19 protein-coding genes and 1 pseudogene are annotated in these 18,472 nt (G+C 31.8%); 11 read left to right on the top strand and 9 right to left on the bottom strand.

The window, feature by feature from the left end; all coding sequences use genetic code 11:
- The first annotated feature begins 2 nt into the window (after window positions 1–2).
- Window positions 3–246, top strand: a pseudogene (locus IDG45_RS00395) (hypothetical protein).
- 17 nt (window positions 247–263) lie between these two features.
- Here IDG45_RS00395 and IDG45_RS00390 read toward each other — a convergent pair.
- Window positions 264–1,073: a CHAP domain-containing protein gene (locus IDG45_RS00390; RefSeq protein WP_000717389.1), complete on the bottom strand. Its 810-nt coding sequence runs from the start codon at window positions 1,071–1,073 to the stop codon at window positions 264–266.
- Window positions 1,074–1,682: 609 nt separating this feature from the next.
- On the opposite strand from IDG45_RS00390, the gene IDG45_RS00385 reads away from it, so the two are divergent.
- The 4 genes from IDG45_RS00385 (at window position 1,683) to sarR (ending at window position 5,571) form a co-directional block, all read left to right on the top strand.
- Window positions 1,683–3,638, top strand: coding sequence for a helix-turn-helix transcriptional regulator (locus IDG45_RS00385; RefSeq protein ID WP_031927486.1), 1,956 nt, complete (start codon window positions 1,683–1,685; stop codon window positions 3,636–3,638).
- A 25-nt stretch (window positions 3,639–3,663) separates the two neighbouring features.
- A complete protein-coding gene (locus tag IDG45_RS00380; RefSeq protein WP_000032844.1) occupies window positions 3,664–4,407 on the top strand; it encodes a SarA family transcriptional regulator in 744 nt (247 codons plus the stop codon).
- A 63-nt stretch (window positions 4,408–4,470) separates the two neighbouring features.
- Window positions 4,471–4,797 carry a PH domain-containing protein gene (locus tag IDG45_RS00375; protein WP_000599589.1) on the top strand — a complete coding sequence of 109 codons (327 nt, stop codon included), beginning with the start codon at window positions 4,471–4,473 and terminating at the stop codon, window positions 4,795–4,797.
- A 426-nt stretch (window positions 4,798–5,223) separates the two neighbouring features.
- Window positions 5,224–5,571 (top strand): HTH-type transcriptional regulator SarR, encoded by a 348-nt coding sequence (sarR, locus tag IDG45_RS00370; RefSeq protein WP_000036076.1) that lies wholly within the window; start codon window positions 5,224–5,226, stop codon window positions 5,569–5,571.
- Window positions 5,572–5,759: 188 nt separating this feature from the next.
- Here the strand turns inward: sarR and IDG45_RS00365 are convergent, their stop codons facing one another.
- Genes IDG45_RS00365 through IDG45_RS00335 form a run of 7 tightly spaced genes read right to left on the bottom strand, consistent with a single transcriptional unit; the run spans window position 5,760 to window position 10,808 of the window.
- Window positions 5,760–6,596, bottom strand: coding sequence for an urease accessory protein UreD (locus tag IDG45_RS00365; RefSeq protein WP_000344352.1), 837 nt, complete (start codon window positions 6,594–6,596; stop codon window positions 5,760–5,762).
- Window positions 6,596–7,210, bottom strand: a complete 615-nt coding sequence (gene ureG, locus IDG45_RS00360) for an urease accessory protein UreG (RefSeq protein WP_000002973.1) — start codon at window positions 7,208–7,210, stop codon at window positions 6,596–6,598. The genes IDG45_RS00365 and ureG overlap by 1 nt, the downstream gene beginning before the upstream one ends.
- 12 nt (window positions 7,211–7,222) lie before the next feature.
- Window positions 7,223–7,912 carry an urease accessory protein UreF gene (locus IDG45_RS00355; protein ID WP_000565259.1) on the bottom strand — a complete coding sequence of 230 codons (690 nt, stop codon included), beginning with the start codon at window positions 7,910–7,912 and terminating at the stop codon, window positions 7,223–7,225.
- Entirely contained in the window at window positions 7,905–8,357 is a 453-nt protein-coding gene (gene ureE / locus IDG45_RS00350; protein ID WP_000634589.1) for an urease accessory protein UreE, read from the bottom strand. Before ureE ends, IDG45_RS00355 begins: the two co-directional genes overlap by 8 nt.
- Before the next feature lie 12 nt (window positions 8,358–8,369).
- The gene (ureC, locus tag IDG45_RS00345; RefSeq protein WP_000008673.1) at window positions 8,370–10,085 is read right to left on the bottom strand and encodes an urease subunit alpha; all 1,716 of its coding nucleotides are present in this window, start codon (window positions 10,083–10,085) and stop codon (window positions 8,370–8,372) included.
- Window positions 10,082–10,492, bottom strand: coding sequence for an urease subunit beta (locus IDG45_RS00340; protein ID WP_000612130.1), 411 nt, complete (start codon window positions 10,490–10,492; stop codon window positions 10,082–10,084). Before IDG45_RS00340 ends, ureC begins: the two co-directional genes overlap by 4 nt.
- Window positions 10,493–10,505: 13 nt before the next feature.
- A complete protein-coding gene (locus IDG45_RS00335; protein WP_000545928.1) occupies window positions 10,506–10,808 on the bottom strand; it encodes an urease subunit gamma in 303 nt (100 codons plus the stop codon).
- Between the two features lie 259 nt (window positions 10,809–11,067).
- On the opposite strand from IDG45_RS00335, the gene yut reads away from it, so the two are divergent.
- The 6 genes from yut (at window position 11,068) to IDG45_RS00305 (ending at window position 17,326) form a co-directional block, all read left to right on the top strand.
- The gene (gene yut, locus IDG45_RS00330) at window positions 11,068–11,973 is read left to right on the top strand and encodes an urea transporter (protein ID WP_025174470.1); all 906 of its coding nucleotides are present in this window, start codon (window positions 11,068–11,070) and stop codon (window positions 11,971–11,973) included.
- Between the two features lie 216 nt (window positions 11,974–12,189).
- A complete protein-coding gene (locus tag IDG45_RS00325) occupies window positions 12,190–13,344 on the top strand; it encodes an acyl-CoA dehydrogenase family protein (protein WP_000999186.1) in 1,155 nt (384 codons plus the stop codon).
- Between the two features lie 214 nt (window positions 13,345–13,558).
- On the top strand, window positions 13,559–14,467 hold the full coding sequence (locus tag IDG45_RS00320; protein ID WP_031927483.1) for an ABC transporter substrate-binding protein: 909 nt from the start codon (window positions 13,559–13,561) through the stop codon (window positions 14,465–14,467).
- Window positions 14,468–14,867: 400 nt separating this feature from the next.
- Window positions 14,868–15,809: a nucleoside hydrolase gene (locus IDG45_RS00315; protein ID WP_000163412.1), complete on the top strand. Its 942-nt coding sequence runs from the start codon at window positions 14,868–14,870 to the stop codon at window positions 15,807–15,809.
- A 120-nt stretch (window positions 15,810–15,929) separates the two neighbouring features.
- A complete protein-coding gene (locus tag IDG45_RS00310) occupies window positions 15,930–16,484 on the top strand; it encodes a biotin transporter BioY (protein ID WP_000208737.1) in 555 nt (184 codons plus the stop codon).
- Between the two features lie 71 nt (window positions 16,485–16,555).
- A complete protein-coding gene (locus tag IDG45_RS00305; protein WP_000146739.1) occupies window positions 16,556–17,326 on the top strand; it encodes a GNAT family N-acetyltransferase in 771 nt (256 codons plus the stop codon).
- A 171-nt stretch (window positions 17,327–17,497) separates the two neighbouring features.
- Here the strand turns inward: IDG45_RS00305 and fdhD are convergent, their stop codons facing one another.
- Entirely contained in the window at window positions 17,498–18,295 is a 798-nt protein-coding gene (gene fdhD / locus IDG45_RS00300; protein ID WP_001030819.1) for a formate dehydrogenase accessory sulfurtransferase FdhD, read from the bottom strand.
- Between the last annotated feature and the right edge of the window lie 177 nt (window positions 18,296–18,472).

Here is an 18,472-nt window from a genome sequence, read left to right as displayed (position 1 = left end):
TAATGACTAAATTAATTGAGAATTTGAAGGCAAGTATATTTGTAAGTACTTTAACTAAAAATTTATCAATGTATAGCCGATTTGACGCGCCTAAATTTGGGTGTGTCAATGGCTGTATGTTGTTTATTCTTTATTACAGAGTGAATCGGATTGGTGAAAATCGAAATTTTGAGATTTTTACCAATTCGATTTTTTTTCATAGAAATTAAAAAAGCCAGCAAGGTTATTGAAACCTTGTTGGCTTAATTCACTTTCATCACAAATTAGTGAATGAAGTTATATGATGAAGCTTGGCTAGCTGAGATTGTACGTGAAGTTACAACACCTGGACCATAACCATAGTTCATTTCTGAAACTCTTACTGAACCATTACTGTTAACACTTTCAACGTATGCAACGTGACCGTATGCACCTTGAGTTGTTTGCATAATTGCACCAGCTTTTGGTGTATTGTTCACTGTGTAACCAGCTCTTGCAGCTGCGTTAGCCCAGTTACTTGCATTGCCCCAAGTTGAACCGATTTTACCACCTACACGATCAAATACGTAGTATGTACATTGACCAGAAGTGTATAAGTTACGTCCTGAAGTATAACCACTTGAGATTGAACGGCCATTTGATGATGGAGCCATAGTTGTAGTTACTTGAACATTGTTGCTTGAAGTGCTGTAGCTTGCACCTAAACCACCAGTACGGTAGCTGTTTGTGTTGTAACTATTATAGTTATTGTAGTTATATGATTGATTATTATTTGAGTAGTTGTTGTAACGGCTGTAGTTATTGTAGCTATAACCGTTGTTGTAATTGTTGTAGTTATAGTTATTGTAGCCATTGTAGTAGTAATAGCTGTAGTAGCCATTATCTTGGTTTAATTGACTTGGATGCCAGTTACCTTTCCATGTGTAATGGTAGTTACCTTGTGCATCAATAGTGTAAGTATAGCTATATGATGTTGGGTCATTTGGATTATAACCGTAGTTATCTTGCTCAGAAGCATGAGCTTGATTTCCTGATGCAATTGCGATTGTAGCGAATCCTGCAGTTGCGATAGTAGCTGTAGCGATTTTCTTCATTTTAAAAATATCCTCCTAAAAATTTTAAATCTAAAATATTTTCGTAATGTCCGTGTGACAAAATTAATGTTATAAGTTATCTCTCGTAATTAAACGACAAGAAAGACTATAACAGAAATTAGCGTCCTTGTGTGCTTTGTTAACGTTTTGTAATTTTTTGCTAATATCTTGACACAATAGAATTTTAAAAGTATAGAAATTTGCATTTTGCAAAACTTATAACTACGGCATTCTTTGTGAAAACTGAATGTTTCGAAAATAAGTCTGTTACAAATTTGTAATATTACTGAAAATTCTAAATGTATATTTTGTGCATAATATAGGACTTTTAATCAGAAAATGCATAAAAATTCGACACGAACGATCAAGTTTCTTTGATTATGAAAGCTTTGGTATTTGGATAAAAATGTATATTTAATGGATAAAATATCCTAATTTAGCATAAAAAAATGTTTTAATAAAAGTATTATTTGATATAATCGATTTATGTTTTGTTACTGCTAAAAAACATGTGGCGATATAATTGGTAGTGAATATTAGATGTTGACAATTGATTTGAGAAAGACAAACAGGAGTAAATCAATATATTTGTATATGTGAGGATGTAAGATGACAGATAATTATTCACTACATATTTTTAAAAGTATGAAAATGAGTAGTGTTAAGGAAGCAAACTTAAAAATTATATATTGGCTACAAGGTACAGGTGTAGTTTCAATCAATCTACAACAATATGATGTAAAAAGAAATGATGTCACCGTTATTATGTTGAATGATTTATATCAGATTGATGGTCATGATGATAGTGTATGTTGTGTTGTTGAAGTAAGTGCAAAGACATTTTTGAAGTTTATGAATGCAAACTATATGATGCGTGGCAAGATATTAACAAATGAGGTTGCTAGCACTTTTAGAATCTTGATTAAGTATTTAATCTACAGCAAAATTAAACAACAGCCTTATAATGCTAATGATAAGATTATTAATTACATGTGTGTTGAATTAATGTCATTAAATACATACGATGATAGTCGTCATTTAGTAGCCGAAGAAGTGCACGATTATTTAACAAACAACCACCATAAAAAGATAAATAGGAAAGATGTCATTAATCAAGTTAGTATCACAAACAAAGCTTTAAGTGACATGTTTAAAGCGACACCTTATAGTAATTTTATTCAATATTTAAATCATATTAGACTGGAGCATTGCTTAATTGATATTTTAACTTCTAAGAAGCCCATTGAAGAAATCGCAAGTAGTCATGGTTTTAATCATTATTCTCGTTTTATACACCTCTTTAAAGAAACGTATGGTGACACTCCTAAATTAATTAGAAAAAGATATAGTCCAACATCTCATTCAATTAACCATTCCCAATTAGTTGAAATTGATAAAAATATAATTGAATTATTTGATGATACTAATCAAAGTTCTTCAAGTATGCGCGAGATTGATATACCTTTTGAGCCTACAAAAAGGAGTCAAATGTATCAACCTAAAAACATCTATATTAAAGGAAGTAATTTTTATTGGATGGATTACTATACTATTAAACAAATCATTCAAAGATTAGGTGTTAATCCTGAAAACTTGCATATAATTGTTACATTCGATACAAGCGATGAGCTATCGATTGAACAAATCACTTTATTACTTCAAAAGATAGTGAATTACAATGTAAATGTAGTATTTCGTATTAAACATGAATATAAGGAATTGTTAACGAGTACTGAAAGAGGCAAGATAGAAAAGCTAGTAGCTACAATTTTTAATATGACTTTTGAAAGTAATAGATGTAAGATTGCATTTTTAATTAACGACTTAAATACTACTGCAATTCAAAAACTGAAACGTTTAATAGATAATTATATAGGAGTATTTGAATTAATATATCATCTGGAACCAAATGAGTTGAATACGCGCTATGATAAAGAAATTGATCATCTAATAGACTATTTTATCTTACCGCTAAGACAAATAGAACAGGTGTCTATTGCACGTTCTAAAATTATATGTGATGTAGATTTGATTAATGAGAATAATGACTTAAAAGAAAAAATCACAATTTCTGATATTAATAAGGTAACTGAACTTTTGACAAATTATACAAAATTTCGAGGACTTATTATGCACATGTCAATTATAAGTGAAGCGAGCAAAGAAATAAATTTGACTAGATTATCAATCTTCATTTTTATCATAAATATACTTAATCAATTACGAGGGATTGTTATTTATCAAAATGACACGATGATTGTAACGAAGTTCAAACATGAAGTACAATGTGTCATTTGTTTGCCAGCCGCATTGTTAAATGAGAATTCAGACGCTATACGTTTATCGTGTAAGGGTCTTCAACAATTTAGCCATGCTAAAACTAAACAAATTGTTTTAAGTATAGATAAAGATAATCATACTTCCGAAAATGGTGTACTTGTGAATGATATTATGCAACAACACAGTTATTGGAAAGCTAATTTTATAGAAAGAAATATTTATGATCATTCATTAATGGTCTCAAGCAATAGTATTGTTCATTTGAAATATCATCTTGAGATATAGGCATGGTTTAAGAGAGGTTTTAAAGATGTCTAAATTTAAAGTTAAGCGTTTAACTGCACACATACTAATGTTGAAAGTCATTAATGATATGTTGAAATATTCATTTCATCTCACTTTGACTCAAGTGAAACTATTAAATCTATTAGTTAAATATGATAATTCTGATTCCAATAGCGCTTCAATAGATAGGTTATTAAAAATGAAAGAAATCCAATCTAAGATGGCACTTCTTCAAATGTTAAGTTATTTAAACAATCATCAATGGCTATTGAAAGGAAGAGATCAAAGGGATCAACGTAAATTGACTATTTCGATTAAAAAAATGCATATAGATAAAATAGAATATATGAATAATGAGCTTAGTGACTATATTGAACGTTATTTTGGTCAATACACATTTGATTTTAGTTGTGACTATGTATCGTATTTATTGTCGTCACAAGAATTGTTGCGAAATCTAAAGTGTTATTTAAATATGTGTCAATTATCATTAGAAGAGTTATACGTTTTAGGAATATTAAATCTGCATAAAGGTCAATTGACGGTTAAAGAATTACAGGGTGAATTCCATCACCCGATATTTGCGGTTAGTCCGATTTTAAAGTGTTTAATTTTGAAAGGATTAGTTAAAAAAGAGAGATGTGAATTAGATGAAAGGCGTGTTATTGTAACAATCAAGCGAGAAAAGTTTTCTAAAGTCACTATGCTTATTCAAGCATGTTATAATTATCTTGAAAAGGGAATACAAGTTAAGCTTAATAATAAATAGTTAATCACTTGTATTTCATATACCTATGAAGAATAGTTTATAGTTTTAAGTGGGAGGGATATTATGATTTTAGATAATGTGAATCCAAATGATTTATTTCCAACTGAAAAAAAGGGTCCGTCAGTGCTAGGAATAATTGAGTATCAAGTTCAAGGTGAGAATGAATTTGAAGGGGCATTTATAGCAACAAATGAAAGATTAATTATGAATGTAGATATGAATGGCCAATTTTATTATAGAAGTATTAGTTATAATGAAATAGAGAAGATAGATTATGATGGTCAAACTATAATGTTCAAATTTAATATTGGTAATGTCCCAATGCATGATATTAAAAGTGATAACGTTGAAATGTTTGTTGAATATGTAAAACAACATATGATAGTATAATATCAATGTATGTAGGTTGATAAGAAGAGTTTGAATGATAACTCATTGCATTTAAAGATAAATGGCATGCGTTATGATTTAAAGCTCTTCTTTTTTATATTTTATAAATTTTGTGAGCAAGCCATCAAATTAATATAAAAAATATCAAATCAAACACGTTGATATAGATTAAAATTTTAAAAGTTTACATATCAGTTAAGATACAAAATATTCAGACTAATAATTTTCAATTTGGCAAAATATCTTAAACATCAAATTATTATAAGAAATAAATGTATTTAACCATATTCTAGTAATAAAAATATTGAATTTTTATACTTATTTGTTTAGAATGAACTTTATAACATAGTTGGATAGAGTTTCGATTTAATAAATTACATGTGAACCTTGCTACAACAAGATGTGCATCAGAGGAGTGGTTTAATAATGAGTAAAATTAATGACATTAATGATTTAGTCAACGCAACATTTCAAGTTAAGAAGTTTTTCAGAGATACAAAAAAGAAGTTCAATTTGAACTATGAAGAAATTTATATTTTAAATCATATTTTAAGAAGTGAGTCTAACGAAATCTCATCTAAAGAGATTGCTAAGTGCTCAGAGTTCAAACCTTACTATTTAACTAAAGCTTTACAAAAGCTAAAAGATTTAAAATTGTTATCAAAGAAAAGAAGTTTACAAGACGAAAGAACAGTTATTGTTTATGTTACAGATACACAAAAAGCAAATATTCAAAAACTGATTTCAGAATTAGAAGAATACATTAAAAATTAAATCAAGGTTAATTGCGTTTAATAACATTGAACGATAACAATTTATTAAAACGAAGTTATTTATTCAGCATTGGGACATAAAATTAACTTAAAATTTAAATATTGAAGATGCTTTAATTAAAGTTAAAGACTAGCCATACCTTATTTCAGCTTATTAAGCTTGAAACAAGGTACACTAGTCTTTTTATTTTAATATTTTCTTAGAAAATCAAGTTTACGATCATAAATATTTTCTGCGATATAGCTTTGGATGGTTCCAAGTATTTTTTCTATAATTTGTGTGCGATAAGCAAAAATTCTAACTGCAAAACCATGTGTAGGCAATTGAGAAATAGCAACACGACAATCGAATGTATTGCTATAAGAACTAATGGTTTCATAAACTGAATCGATTAGTTTTTGGTTAACATCTTCGTGTATGAAATAAGCAGAGCCATAATGAGAGTAATGTTCCATATAACCTATTTCATTTATCGATTGTTTATTAGGATTCAATAATAAATTATCATATGTGACTAACTCATCTTCAATATAAATTTCATTTATTAAATGCATATATTGATATTTGAAGGCTTCGCCAGTTTTTGAATAACCAGGAGTTAAAATATCAGTATAAAATAATGAACTAGAATTATTGAGATTGAACGTATTGTGTTGATAAAATTTAGCATTTTCATATGCGATGATTGGATCAGCGACATATTCTAAATATGCGTTATCTTTCAAATTAAAAGTTTGATACTGCTCAACATGATTGGAAGGTGTCTTGTATATTTTTGTTGCACCTTGAGATGTCAATGTCACTTTAGCGTTATCTTCGACATTCACATTCATACGGTAACGATCTCCATCTAAATAACCACCACCTACATTCACTATATAAAATGTAGGAATGGTAGATTGATTTAGATAAACTGGACGTATCACTTTAAGTGCTTTTTCAAAGAAAATATCTCTTGATACTGATCGATTGCCATCAAAAAACACTGTTAAATCAAGTTGCCCAGTCCATTGTTGTTCATCCATTATGATAATCCTTTGAGTAAAGTGTCGCGTTCAATCCAATCGATAACTTCATCCAAACCTTCGTCGGTTTTTAAATTAGTAAAAGTAAATGGACGTTTACCACGAAATACTTTAGTATCTTCAGCCATTTGTTCTAATGATGCACCAACATAGGGAGCTAAATCTGTTTTGTTAATTACAAAGAAATCTGACTTAATCATACCTTGACCACCTTTACGTGGAATCTTTTCACCTTGAGCAACATCGATAATATAAATTGAAAAGTCAACAAGTTCTGGACTAAATGTTGCTGCTAAGTTATCGCCACCAGATTCTATGAAAATTAGTTCTATATCGTCATGACGTTCTAATAATTCGTCTATTGCTGCAAAGTTCATAGATGCATCTTCACGAATCGCAGTATGAGGACATCCACCAGTTTCAACACCAATGATACGACTTTCAGGTAGAACTCCTGAATTTACTAATATCTTTTCGTCTTCTTTTGTATATATATCATTTGTAATAACGCCGATACTCATTTCTTTTGAAAGACGTTTTACAACTTTTTCAATTAATTGTGTTTTACCTGCACCTACAGGTCCACCAATACCAATTTTAATCGGATTTGCCACAATTATAACCTCCTATGATATGAAAATTCTAACATTGACGTTCTCATGCGCCATTTGATTTAGTTCTAAACCAGGCGCTGTCATGCCAAAATCTGCTTCTTTTAATTCGAAAATCTGCTTTCTTGTTTCTTCTATATAAGGAATCATGTGAGTAACTATCTTTTGACCAGCAGTTTGTCCAAGTGGAATAGCACGAACAGCATTTTGAGTTAAACTTGAAACATTTTGATATAAATAGTAATCAATAATCGTTTCAATATCTACACCTAAATAATGGCCTAGCATAGTAAAACAAATAGCTGGATTTAACTTTGCTTTCTTATCTTGCATTTGTTGATGATACCAAGCAATCCATGGGCTATTATAAAGTTCTAAAGCCAATTTAACCATGCGAGTCCCCATTTGTTTTGCACCAACACGTGTTTCTTTAGGTAAGTTTTGAACAAACATCAGCTTATCTATGTGTAATACTTTTTGTGTATCATCATTTTCCAATGCATCATAAACTAAACGCATGGCTAAACCATCAGAATAGGTAAGTTGCTCTTGTAAAAACATTTTTAACCAAGCAATAAAAGTATGATCATCATGAATTATATTTCGTTGAATATATGTTTCAAGACCAAATGAATGACTGAAAGCACCAGTTGGAAACTGTGAATCACAGAACTGAAATAATCTTAAGTGTGTATGATCAATCATGAGAATGTCCTATATGTCTGAAAGCCTTATTAACTTTACGGTCTTCTCGAACATATGGGATGCCTAAACTTTTTAATAAATCTTCAACTAAATAATCATATTGTACTAGCATTTCAGTCTCTGTAAATTGTGCTGGCAAATGACGATTTCCTAATTGATGGGCTATATCTCCCATTTCTTGCAATGTTCTTGGTTGAATCACTAAAAGATCTTCTGAATTAACATCCACAATAATCATATTATGGTCATCTGCGTATAAAATATCTCCATATTGTAAGTCAATAGGTTGTTTTAAACGAATGCCTATTTCAGTGCCATGGTCTGTAACGACTCTTTGAATACGTTTAACGAGATCTGAATTTTCAAGGTATACTTTTTCGACGTGCTTTTGTTTTTCTGAATTTGACAAATTGGCAATATTGCCTTGGATTTCTTCAACAATCATTCTATGTTCCTCCTAGAATAAGAAGTATCTTTGAGTTAATGGTAACTCAGTTGCTGCATTACTTGTAATTTTTTCTCCATCTACATATACTTCATATGTTTGTGGATCAACGTCTAATTTAGGTGTTGCACTGTTGTTTTTCATATCTGCTTTAGATAATTGTCTAATATTTTTAACTGGACGCACCATGCGTTTTAAATTTAATGCGCGATTGATACCATTTTCATAAGCAGTTTTAGACACGAATGTCATTGACGTACTTGTAAGGTTTCCGCCGTATTGACCATACATTTTACGGTACTTCATTGGTTCAGATGTAGGTATAGAACCATTTGCATCGCCATTTACGGCAGAGTTAATTAATCCACCTTTTACAACTAATTCAGGTTTAACACCAAAGAAAATTGGGTCCCATAAGACAATGTCAGCTAGTTTGCCCGGCTCGATAGATCCTACATATTCAGAAATACCATGTGTAATTGCTGGGTTAATTGTATATTTAGCGATATAACGTTTGATGCGATTATTATCATTATGTTCAAAATCACCATCTAAAGGACCACGTTGTTCTTTCATGCGATGTGCTACTTGCCATGTTCGTGTAATTACTTCACCTACACGGCCCATTGCCTGTGAATCGGAACTAATCATACTGAATACACCCATATCTTGCAGAACATCTTCTGCTGCAATCGTTTCTTTACGAATACGTGAATCTGCGAATGCAATATCTTCAGGAATAGCCGCATTTAAATGGTGAGTAATCATTACCATATCTAAATGTTCATCTACAGTATTATGTGTATAAGGCAAAGTTGGATTTGTAGATGAAGGTAAAATATTTGAAAATGCAGCGGATTTAATTAAATCAGGCGCATGACCGCCACCAGCACCTTCAGTATGGTACATATGAAGTACACGGTCTTTAACAGCAGCCATTGTGTCTTCCATAAATCCTGCTTCATTTAAAGTATCTGCATGTAATGCAATTTGAACATCAAATTCATCAGCAACATCTAATGCATGACTCAAAGCAGATGGTGTTGCACCCCAGTCTTCATGTACTTTTAATCCAATTGCTCCGGCATTGATTTGTTCAATGAGTGCAGTTGGATTTGTTGCTTGTCCTTTACCTGTAAAACCGACATTAATCGGTAAACCTTCGGCAGCTTCTAACATTCTATGAATATGCCATGGACCTGGAGTTACAGTTGTTGCTTTAGAACCTTCTGAAGCACCAGTACCACCACCAATATGAGTCGTAATACCACTTTCTAATGCGACCTCTGCTTGTTCAGGATTAATAAAATGAACATGAGTATCAATACCACCAGCAGTGACGATTTTACCTTCAGCGGCAATGATATCTGTTGTTGAACCTATAATAATGTCGACATTATCCATTATATCCGGGTTGCCGGCATTTCCAATGGCGAAAATATAACCATTTTTAATACCTATATCGGCTTTAACAACTTTATCGTAATCGATAATAACGGCATTAGAAATAACAAGGTCTGCAACGTTCACGTCATCACGTGTTACACGAGGATTTTGCGCCATACCGTCTCTAATAGATTTACCACCACCAAAGGTAGCTTCTTCACCATAAACTGCATAGTCTTTTTCTATTTGAGCAAATAGATTCGTATCACCTAAACGAATAGAATCTCCAACAGTAGGACCGTATAAGCTCGTATATTGATTTTGCGTCATTTTAAAGCTCATGATCTTTTTCCTCCTTTTTTATTCACGTTTTCATCACCGTTATCTCCGAATACACCTGCATATTCATCATTTTCATCAGTTGGGCGATAGACACGTGACTCATCGATAGGACCATTGACCATACCACGAAAACCAAAAATTTTACGTTTGCCAGCATATTCAACTAATTGAACTTCTTTTTTATCCCCAGGTTCAAATCGAACAGCTGCTCCAGCTGGAATATCTAAATGTTTTCCATATGCCATTTCACGTTCGAAATCTAATGCTGCATTTGCTTCATAAAAATGAAAATGTGAGCCCACTTGAATTGGTCGATCTCCTGTATTTTCAACTTCGATAACTGTTTCAGGATGATGGTTATTAATTTCAACCTCTGTACTTTTTGTAATAATTTCTCCTGGTATCATTTGACTGCCTCCTTTAAACAATAGGGTGATGTACTGTGATTAACTTAGTACCATCGGGGAACGTAGCCTCGATTTCGATATCTGTAATCATGTGTTCGACACCATCCATGACATCTTCTTTGTTTAGAATTTGTCTACCATAACTCATTAACTCTGCAACGGTCTTACCATCGCGTGCACCTTCTAATAATTCATCGCTGATTAAAGCTAATGCCTCAGGATGATTTAGTTTCAAACCACGTGCTTTACGACGACGTGCAACTTCCGCTGCCACTACAATCATTAATTTGTCTTGCTCTCGTTGTGTAAAATGCAAATTAAAACCCCCAATTTCATATTAGATACAATTTACAAAATTTATATTAATCCTAATTGTTGTGATAAACAAGTAATATACAAAGTTTAATGCGGAACAGTAAAAAATAAATTTACTATTTCGTATTTAAAAATATATGATTACGATTAAAACAAATAGCAAAAGATATTTAGGATTTGGAAAATAGAGTTTTTAATATAACTTTTTGTAAAATGGTAGTATATTAATGAGTAAACATTCAAGAAAAAGGGTGGGCATTTTGAAAATGATAGATGTGCTTTTGAAAAATATATCTCAAGTAGTGTTAATTAGTAATAAGTGGACTGGTTTGTTTATCTTGATTGGATTATTCGTGGCCAACTGGACAGTTGGATTAGCAGCTATGCTAGGTAGTATCATAGCTTATGCATTTGCACGTTACATTAATTATAGTGAAGCAGAGATTAATGATGGTTTAGCCGGATTTAATCCAGTGTTAACTGCCATTGCGTTAACAATATTTTTAGATAAGTCAGGATTAGATATTGTTATAACAATGATAGCAACTTTATTAACGTTACCAGTTGCTGCTGCAGTGAGAGAAGTTTTAAGACCATATAAAGTTCCGATGCTGACGATGCCTTTTGTCATTGTGACTTGGTTTACAGTTTTACTTTCAGGACAGGTTAAATTTGTAGATACATCGTTAAAGTTAATGCCTCAAAACATTGAAACGGTTAATTTTAGCAACAATGATCGAATACATTTCATTCAGTCATTATTTGAAGGATTCAGTCAAGTATTTATCGAAGCGAGTGTAATTGGTGGTGTATGTATTTTAATCGGCATATTGATAGCATCAAGAAAAGCAGCACTCTTAGCTGTTATAGCTAGTTTGTTAAGCTTTATCATTGTAGCTCTATTAGGTGGTAATTATGATGATATTAATCAGGGATTATTCGGTTATAACTTTGTATTAATGGCAATCGCACTAGGATATACATTTAAAACAGCGATTAACCCTTATATTTCGACTTTTTTAGGTGTGTTATTAACAGTAGTGGTGCAACTAGGTACAACAACATTGCTTGAACCGTTTGGCTTACCTGCATTAACATTGCCATTTATTATTGTGACATGGATTTTATTATTTGCTGGTATTAAACATGACAAAGTAGATGCTTGATAGTTAAATCAAACCTAGTATTGTTTGAATATCACCTTAAACCATACAGCGCATTGTATAGTTTAAGGTGTGTTTTTATGGATAAAATTAAGTGCATACTTAATCGAATTATCAGCTTTCTTTTAATTGTTCACAGCACGTTCCTTTTTATTTTTAAAGTCGAGTGTTAAACTAGGAATAAATAATTTATATTGTGTGTTGTGTGGGGTGACTAATATGAATGATATGGATAATTCCTTTTTAATAACAACGGAAATTCAAAGAAAATGGATTGAAAAATTCAAAGCAATTGGAGATACATTTAAGGCTAAGTCTGAATATAATGATCAACATAGCCAATTTCCATATAAAAATATTGAATGGTTAATTAAAGAAGGTTATGGAAAATTAACGTTACCAAAAGCATATGGTGGTGAAGGTGCGACCATAGAAGACATGGTTATTTTGCAATCATTTTTAGGCGAACTTGATGGTGCCACTGCATTATCTATTGGTTGGCATGTGAGTGTCGTAGGACAAATTTATGAACAGAAATTATGGTCTCAAGATATGTTGGAGCAATTTGCTGTTGAAATTAATAATGGTGCATTAGTTAATAGAGCAGTTAGTGAAGCTGAAATGGGTAGTCCAACAAGAGGGGGAAGACCAAGTACACATGCTGTTAAAGCTGATGATGGGTATATTTTAAATGGTGTGAAGACATATACATCAATGAGTAAAGCACTAACACATATTATTGTTGCTGCTTATATAGAAGAATTAGAAAGTGTTGGTTTTTTCTTAGTGGACAGGAATTTGCCTGGTGTTGAAATTGCCGATAATTGGGACGTATTAGGTATGCGAGCGACAGAAAGTCATGATTTAATATTAAATGATGTAAAAGTACCATTAAAACATTTAGTGGAAACAGAGAAAAGTAAAGCGCCAAATGGTTGGATATTGCATATACCAAGCTGTTATTTAGGTATAGCACAAGTTGCTAGAAATTATGCTGTAGACTTTGCAATCCAACATAGCCCTAATAGTATTGAAGGAACGATTGCAACATTGCCAACTGTGCAACAAAATTTAGGGAAAATGGAAACGCTATTGTTATGTGCGAGACAATTTTTATGGAGTACAGCAAAAGGCTATCAACAATATAAAGATGACAGTCAGATAAGAAATTCAACAAGTGCGAGTAAAGTGATGGTAATGAATCAAGGGCTTGAAGTGATTGATTTAGCGATGAGAATAGTTGGTGCTAAAAGCTTAGAAATGAATCGACCATTACAACGTTACTATCGTGACATGCGTGCAGGATTACACAATCCACCTATGGAAGATGCAGCATATACAAATATTGCTAAGAGTATTACAAATACATTTTAAATTTAAAAAGGTAAATCGATCGTTGATTGGCATAAAGAGATGACATTTGACGTTCGGATTTACCCTTTTTTTGTGGGGGTTTATAGGGATGTTAAGATATTTTGCTAAATTTTTTGCGAAAATAAAAAAATAAATAACACTAGCTATTGTAAATGTATATGCAATCTTGTATAATTTTGGAATAATTGATAATCATTTTCAATAGGAGGAAATTATGAAAAAACTATTATTACCATTAATAATTATGTTATTAGTGTTAGCTGCGTGTGGGAACCAAGGTGAAAAAAATAACAAAGCTGAAACTAAATCTTATAAAATGGACGATGGCAAAACGGTAGACATTCCGAAAGACCCTAAACGCATTGCAGTAGTTGCGCCAACATATGCTGGTGGACTTAAAAAATTAGGTGCAAACATTGTAGCTGTAAATCAACAAGTTGATCAAAGCAAAGTATTAAAAGATAAATTTGAAGGTGTTACAAAAATTGGTGATGGCGATGTAGAAAAAGTTGCTAAAGAAAAGCCAGATTTAATTATTGTATACTCTACTGACAAAGACATTAAAAAATATCAAAAAGTAGCACCAACAGTAGTTGTTGACTATAATAAGCATAAATATTTAGAACAACAAGAAATGTTAGGGAAAATTATTGGTAAAGAAGATAAAGTAAAAGCTTGGAAGAAAGATTGGGAAGAAACAACTGCTAAAGACGGTAAAGAAATTAAAAAAGCAATTGGACAAGATGCAACAGTGTCATTGTTTGATGAATTTGATAAAAAATTATACACTTACGGCGATAACTGGGGTCGTGGTGGAGAAGTACTATATCAAGCATTTGGTTTAAAAATGCAACCAGAACAACAAAAGTTAACTGCAAAAGCAGGTTGGGCTGAAGTGAAACAAGAAGAAATTGAAAAATATGCTGGTGATTACATTGTGAGTACAAGTGAAGGTAAACCTACACCAGGATATGAATCAACAAACATGTGGAAGAATTTGAAAGCTACTAAAGAAGGACATATTGTTAAAGTTGATGCTGGTACATACTGGTACAACGATCCTTATACATTAGATTTCATGCGTAAAGATTTAAAAGAAAAATTAATTAAAGCTGCAAAATAATTCAGCTATATAAGTTAGTGAAATGAGAGTCTGAAACATATCAATCTTTTGATATTGTATTAGGCTCTCATTTTTATAGCAAGAAAGTTAGAGTTTTGTATTTTTTTTAAAATAATAAGTGCCGTTGTTATCATTCAATTTAATTAATGATGGATTAGTATTATTACAGCTAAAGTAGTATACCTGAGAAAATAGCTCAATGTATCTCTTCATTAATAAGTTATATCATAATTATTTTAATACATACTTTATGGAAGCCATATCAGGGAATGGCTATCAATTAAAGAAGAGGTTTAAAAGGATTACAACAGAATGTTATGATTTTGTAGAAAGATAAATAACAACGTTTTATAAAAACATAATATTGTTAATGGAAAATGAAATGTAAGGGGGATTTCGAGTGACTAAGAAAGTTTATTTTAACCACGATGGTGGTGTAGATGATTTAGTATCTCTATTTTTATTATTACAAATGGAAAACGTTCATTTGATAGGGGTCAGTACAATTGGTGCTGATTGTTATTTAGAGCCATCTTTGAGCGCATCAGTAAAAATTATTAATCGTTTTTCAAATGAAGATATTCAAGTTGCGCCATCATATGAACGAGGAAAAAATCCATTTCCTAAAGAATGGCGTATGCATACCTTTTTTATGGACGCATTGCCAATTTTAAATGAGCCAGTCAAACACGTTGCTTCAAATGTGAGCGACAAAGAAGCCTTTGAAGACATTATTCAAACTTTAAAGAGACAATCAGAAAAAGTAACATTATTATTTACAGGCCCGCTTACAGATTTAGCAAAAGCACTACAAAAAGATTCATCAATCGTTCAGTATATAGAAAAATTAGTTTGGATGGGTGGTACCTTTTTACCAAAAGGAAATGTTGAAGAACCTGAACATGATGGTTCTGCAGAATGGAATGCATATTGGGATCCAGAAGCGGTTAAAATTGTTTTTGATAGCGATATAGAGATTGATATGATTGCTTTAGAAAGTACGAATCAAGTACCGCTAACGTTAGATGTTAGACAAAGATGGGCGAATGAACGCCAATATACGGGCATTGATTTTTTAGGAGTAAGTTATGCAGCGGTACCACCATTAACACACTTTATAACAAATTCTACATACTTTTTATGGGATGTTTTAACGACTGCTTATATTGGTAACAAGGACTTGGTTCATTCTATTGAGAAGAAAGTAGATGTAATAAGTTATGGCCCAAGTCAAGGTAAGACATTTGAGTGTAAAGATGGGCGCAAAATTAATGTCATAAATCATGTAGATAACAACGCATTTTTTGACTATATAACTACACTTGCTAAAAAAGTAAATTAACAGCTGTGTAGAATAATTAATGTTTTAATTTATATAGAACAACTTATTGTAAACTTTTCGTTTCTTAAAGTTTACAATGGTGCTATAATAATGGTCATGAAATACGAAAGGAAGTAAAAAATGACAACAAAACAGTTAGTATATACAGCTTTAATGACAGCGATTATCGCTATTCTAGGATTGGTACCGGTAATTCCACTACCATTTTCTTCAGTACCAATTGTACTTCAAAACATTGGTATCTTCTTAGCAGGTGTGATTTTAGGACGTAAATATGGCACATTAAGTGTTATCGTCTTTTTATTATTAGTAGTTGCTGGCTTGCCACTGTTATCAGGCGGTCGCGGTGGCATTGGTGTATTCGCAGGTCCTTCAGCAGGGTTTTTACTATTATATCCAGTTGTAGCATTCATGATTGGTGCGATTCGTGATAGATTCATCAATGAAATTAATTTCTGGATTTTATTCGTTGGTATTTTAGTTTTTGGTGTTATAGCATTAGATGTTATTGGTACATTGATTATGGGCATGATTATTAACATACCATTTACGAAAGCTATTTCAATTTCATTAGCTTATTTGCCTGGTGATATATTAAAAGCAATTGTAGCAAGTTTGATTGGTACAGCTTTACTTAATCACTCGCAGTTTCGTCAAATTATGGGATTAAAATAATCATATTTAAGATAGTAAAGTAATTGAATAAGTTGCTTTGAAATTTATTAAAGTGAAAGGAGTAGGTGTCAATGGCTAGTATAAGTATGTCAGATATATATTGTAACGGTACTATATTTGAAAATGACGACGAGCAGTTGATTTATTTAACGCCTTCTTTTCCACAACGATACACAAGCAACACATGGATATATAAAAAGACGCCTACCGAAGAGCGATGGCTGAAAGACTTAGAACGTCAACATCAATTACATACAAATCAAGGTTCAAATCATTATGCGTTTAGTTTCCCGGAAAATGAACAACTTGATAATCATTGGATGGCTATGTTTAAAGATATGAATTTTGAAATAGGTATTATGGAATTGTATGCCATAGAAAGTGATGCGCTTGCTAATTTGCCACGTAACTCTGACGTTGAAATTGCCATCGTTGACGAGTCGCATATAGATGCCTATTTAAAAGTTGCATATCAATTTAGTTTGCCATTTGGAAAAGACTATGCAGATGCACATGAAAAAATGGTAAGGGAACATTATCAAAAAGATGTGATTAAACGCTTAGTAGCTTATTTAAATAATGAACCTATTGGCGTTGTAGATGTCATTGAAAGTGAAAATTACATTGAATTAGATGGATTTGGTGTATTAGAACAATTTCGGCACCAAGGAATTGGATCTACAATTCAATCGTTGATAGGTGAATACGCCATATCAAAAAATCACAAACCAATCATATTAGTTGCAGATGGTGAAGATACAGCAAAAGATATGTATGCAAAGCAAGGTTATGTTTACCAATCATTTTGTTATCAAATATTAAAAGAAGATATTGGAAATTAACGATTGATGATAGGTTTGTATTAGAATAAAAAAGCAGTAAGCTGGTTTCGAGTAGAAATCAACTTACTGCTTTTTAAATTGTTTTGAGCTACTTATACTTATAAAAATAGTGCTTTTATATTGTTGATTCATGTAGAATATCGTTCATTATGTCACACTATAATGAATATGTTATTGTTCAGAATCAATGATACGTTCTGGATGACTGTATATATTAAAGCCACCATTTCGAATAAATCCAACTGCCGTAATATTTAGATCATTAGCTAAGGTTACAGCAAGCGTTGTCGGAGCCGATTTAGATAAAATAACGCCAACACCAATTTTCGCGGCTTTAATTAAAATTTCTGATGAAATACGTCCACTGAAAATTAATACTTTATCTCGGACAGTAATATGTCGCTGAATACAAAATCCATATAATTTATCTAGAGCGTTATGTCTACCAATGTCTTGTCGATGTACAAAAAATGTCAAACCATCGCTTATAGCAGCATTATGTAAGCCACCTGTTTCTTGGTAAATATGACTTGCACTTTGTAATCGAGTCATCATGTTTATAATTTGTATTGGAGTTAAAGTGATTTTAGACATAGATGTTTTAGCGATAGCAGCATCATTTTGAAAATAAAACTCACGACTCTTTCCACAACAAGATGCAATCATTCGTTTTGTGGAATATTGAAAGCGATCGCCTAAATCTTTATTAAGTTCAACATGGGCAAAACCTTTACTATCATCAATCAGTACAGATTTTAATTCATCTCGCTTTAAAATGGCACCTTCCGAAGCCAGAAATCCAATGACTAACTCCTCAAGATTTGTTGGACTGCATATAATAGTCGCAAATTCTTCACCATTCACCATAATTGTAAGTGGAAATTCTGTCACATATTGATCTGTTGTATTGAATAATTTTCCATCTTCATATCTAACAATTGGTTGACCTAAAGATACATCTTTGTTCATTATCTAACCCCTTTAATTAGCTTGAACTTTATTTTAAAGCAATTTGCTTAAAATTTTAACATATTTGCTTAAGTTTGAAATTTGATTGATAAAAATTAATAGCGAGCAATCAGTTTGATTTAAATTGATTTCGAGAATGTACATAATAGGGCATCAATTAATAAATATCAATCTTAT

Source organism: Staphylococcus sp. EG-SA-10 (assembly GCF_017151945.1).
Classification (GTDB): Bacteria; Bacillota; Bacilli; order Staphylococcales; family Staphylococcaceae; genus Staphylococcus; species Staphylococcus aureus.
The sequence above is the reverse complement of the archived record's forward strand: the minus strand, read 5'-3'. Positions and strand labels throughout refer to the sequence as shown.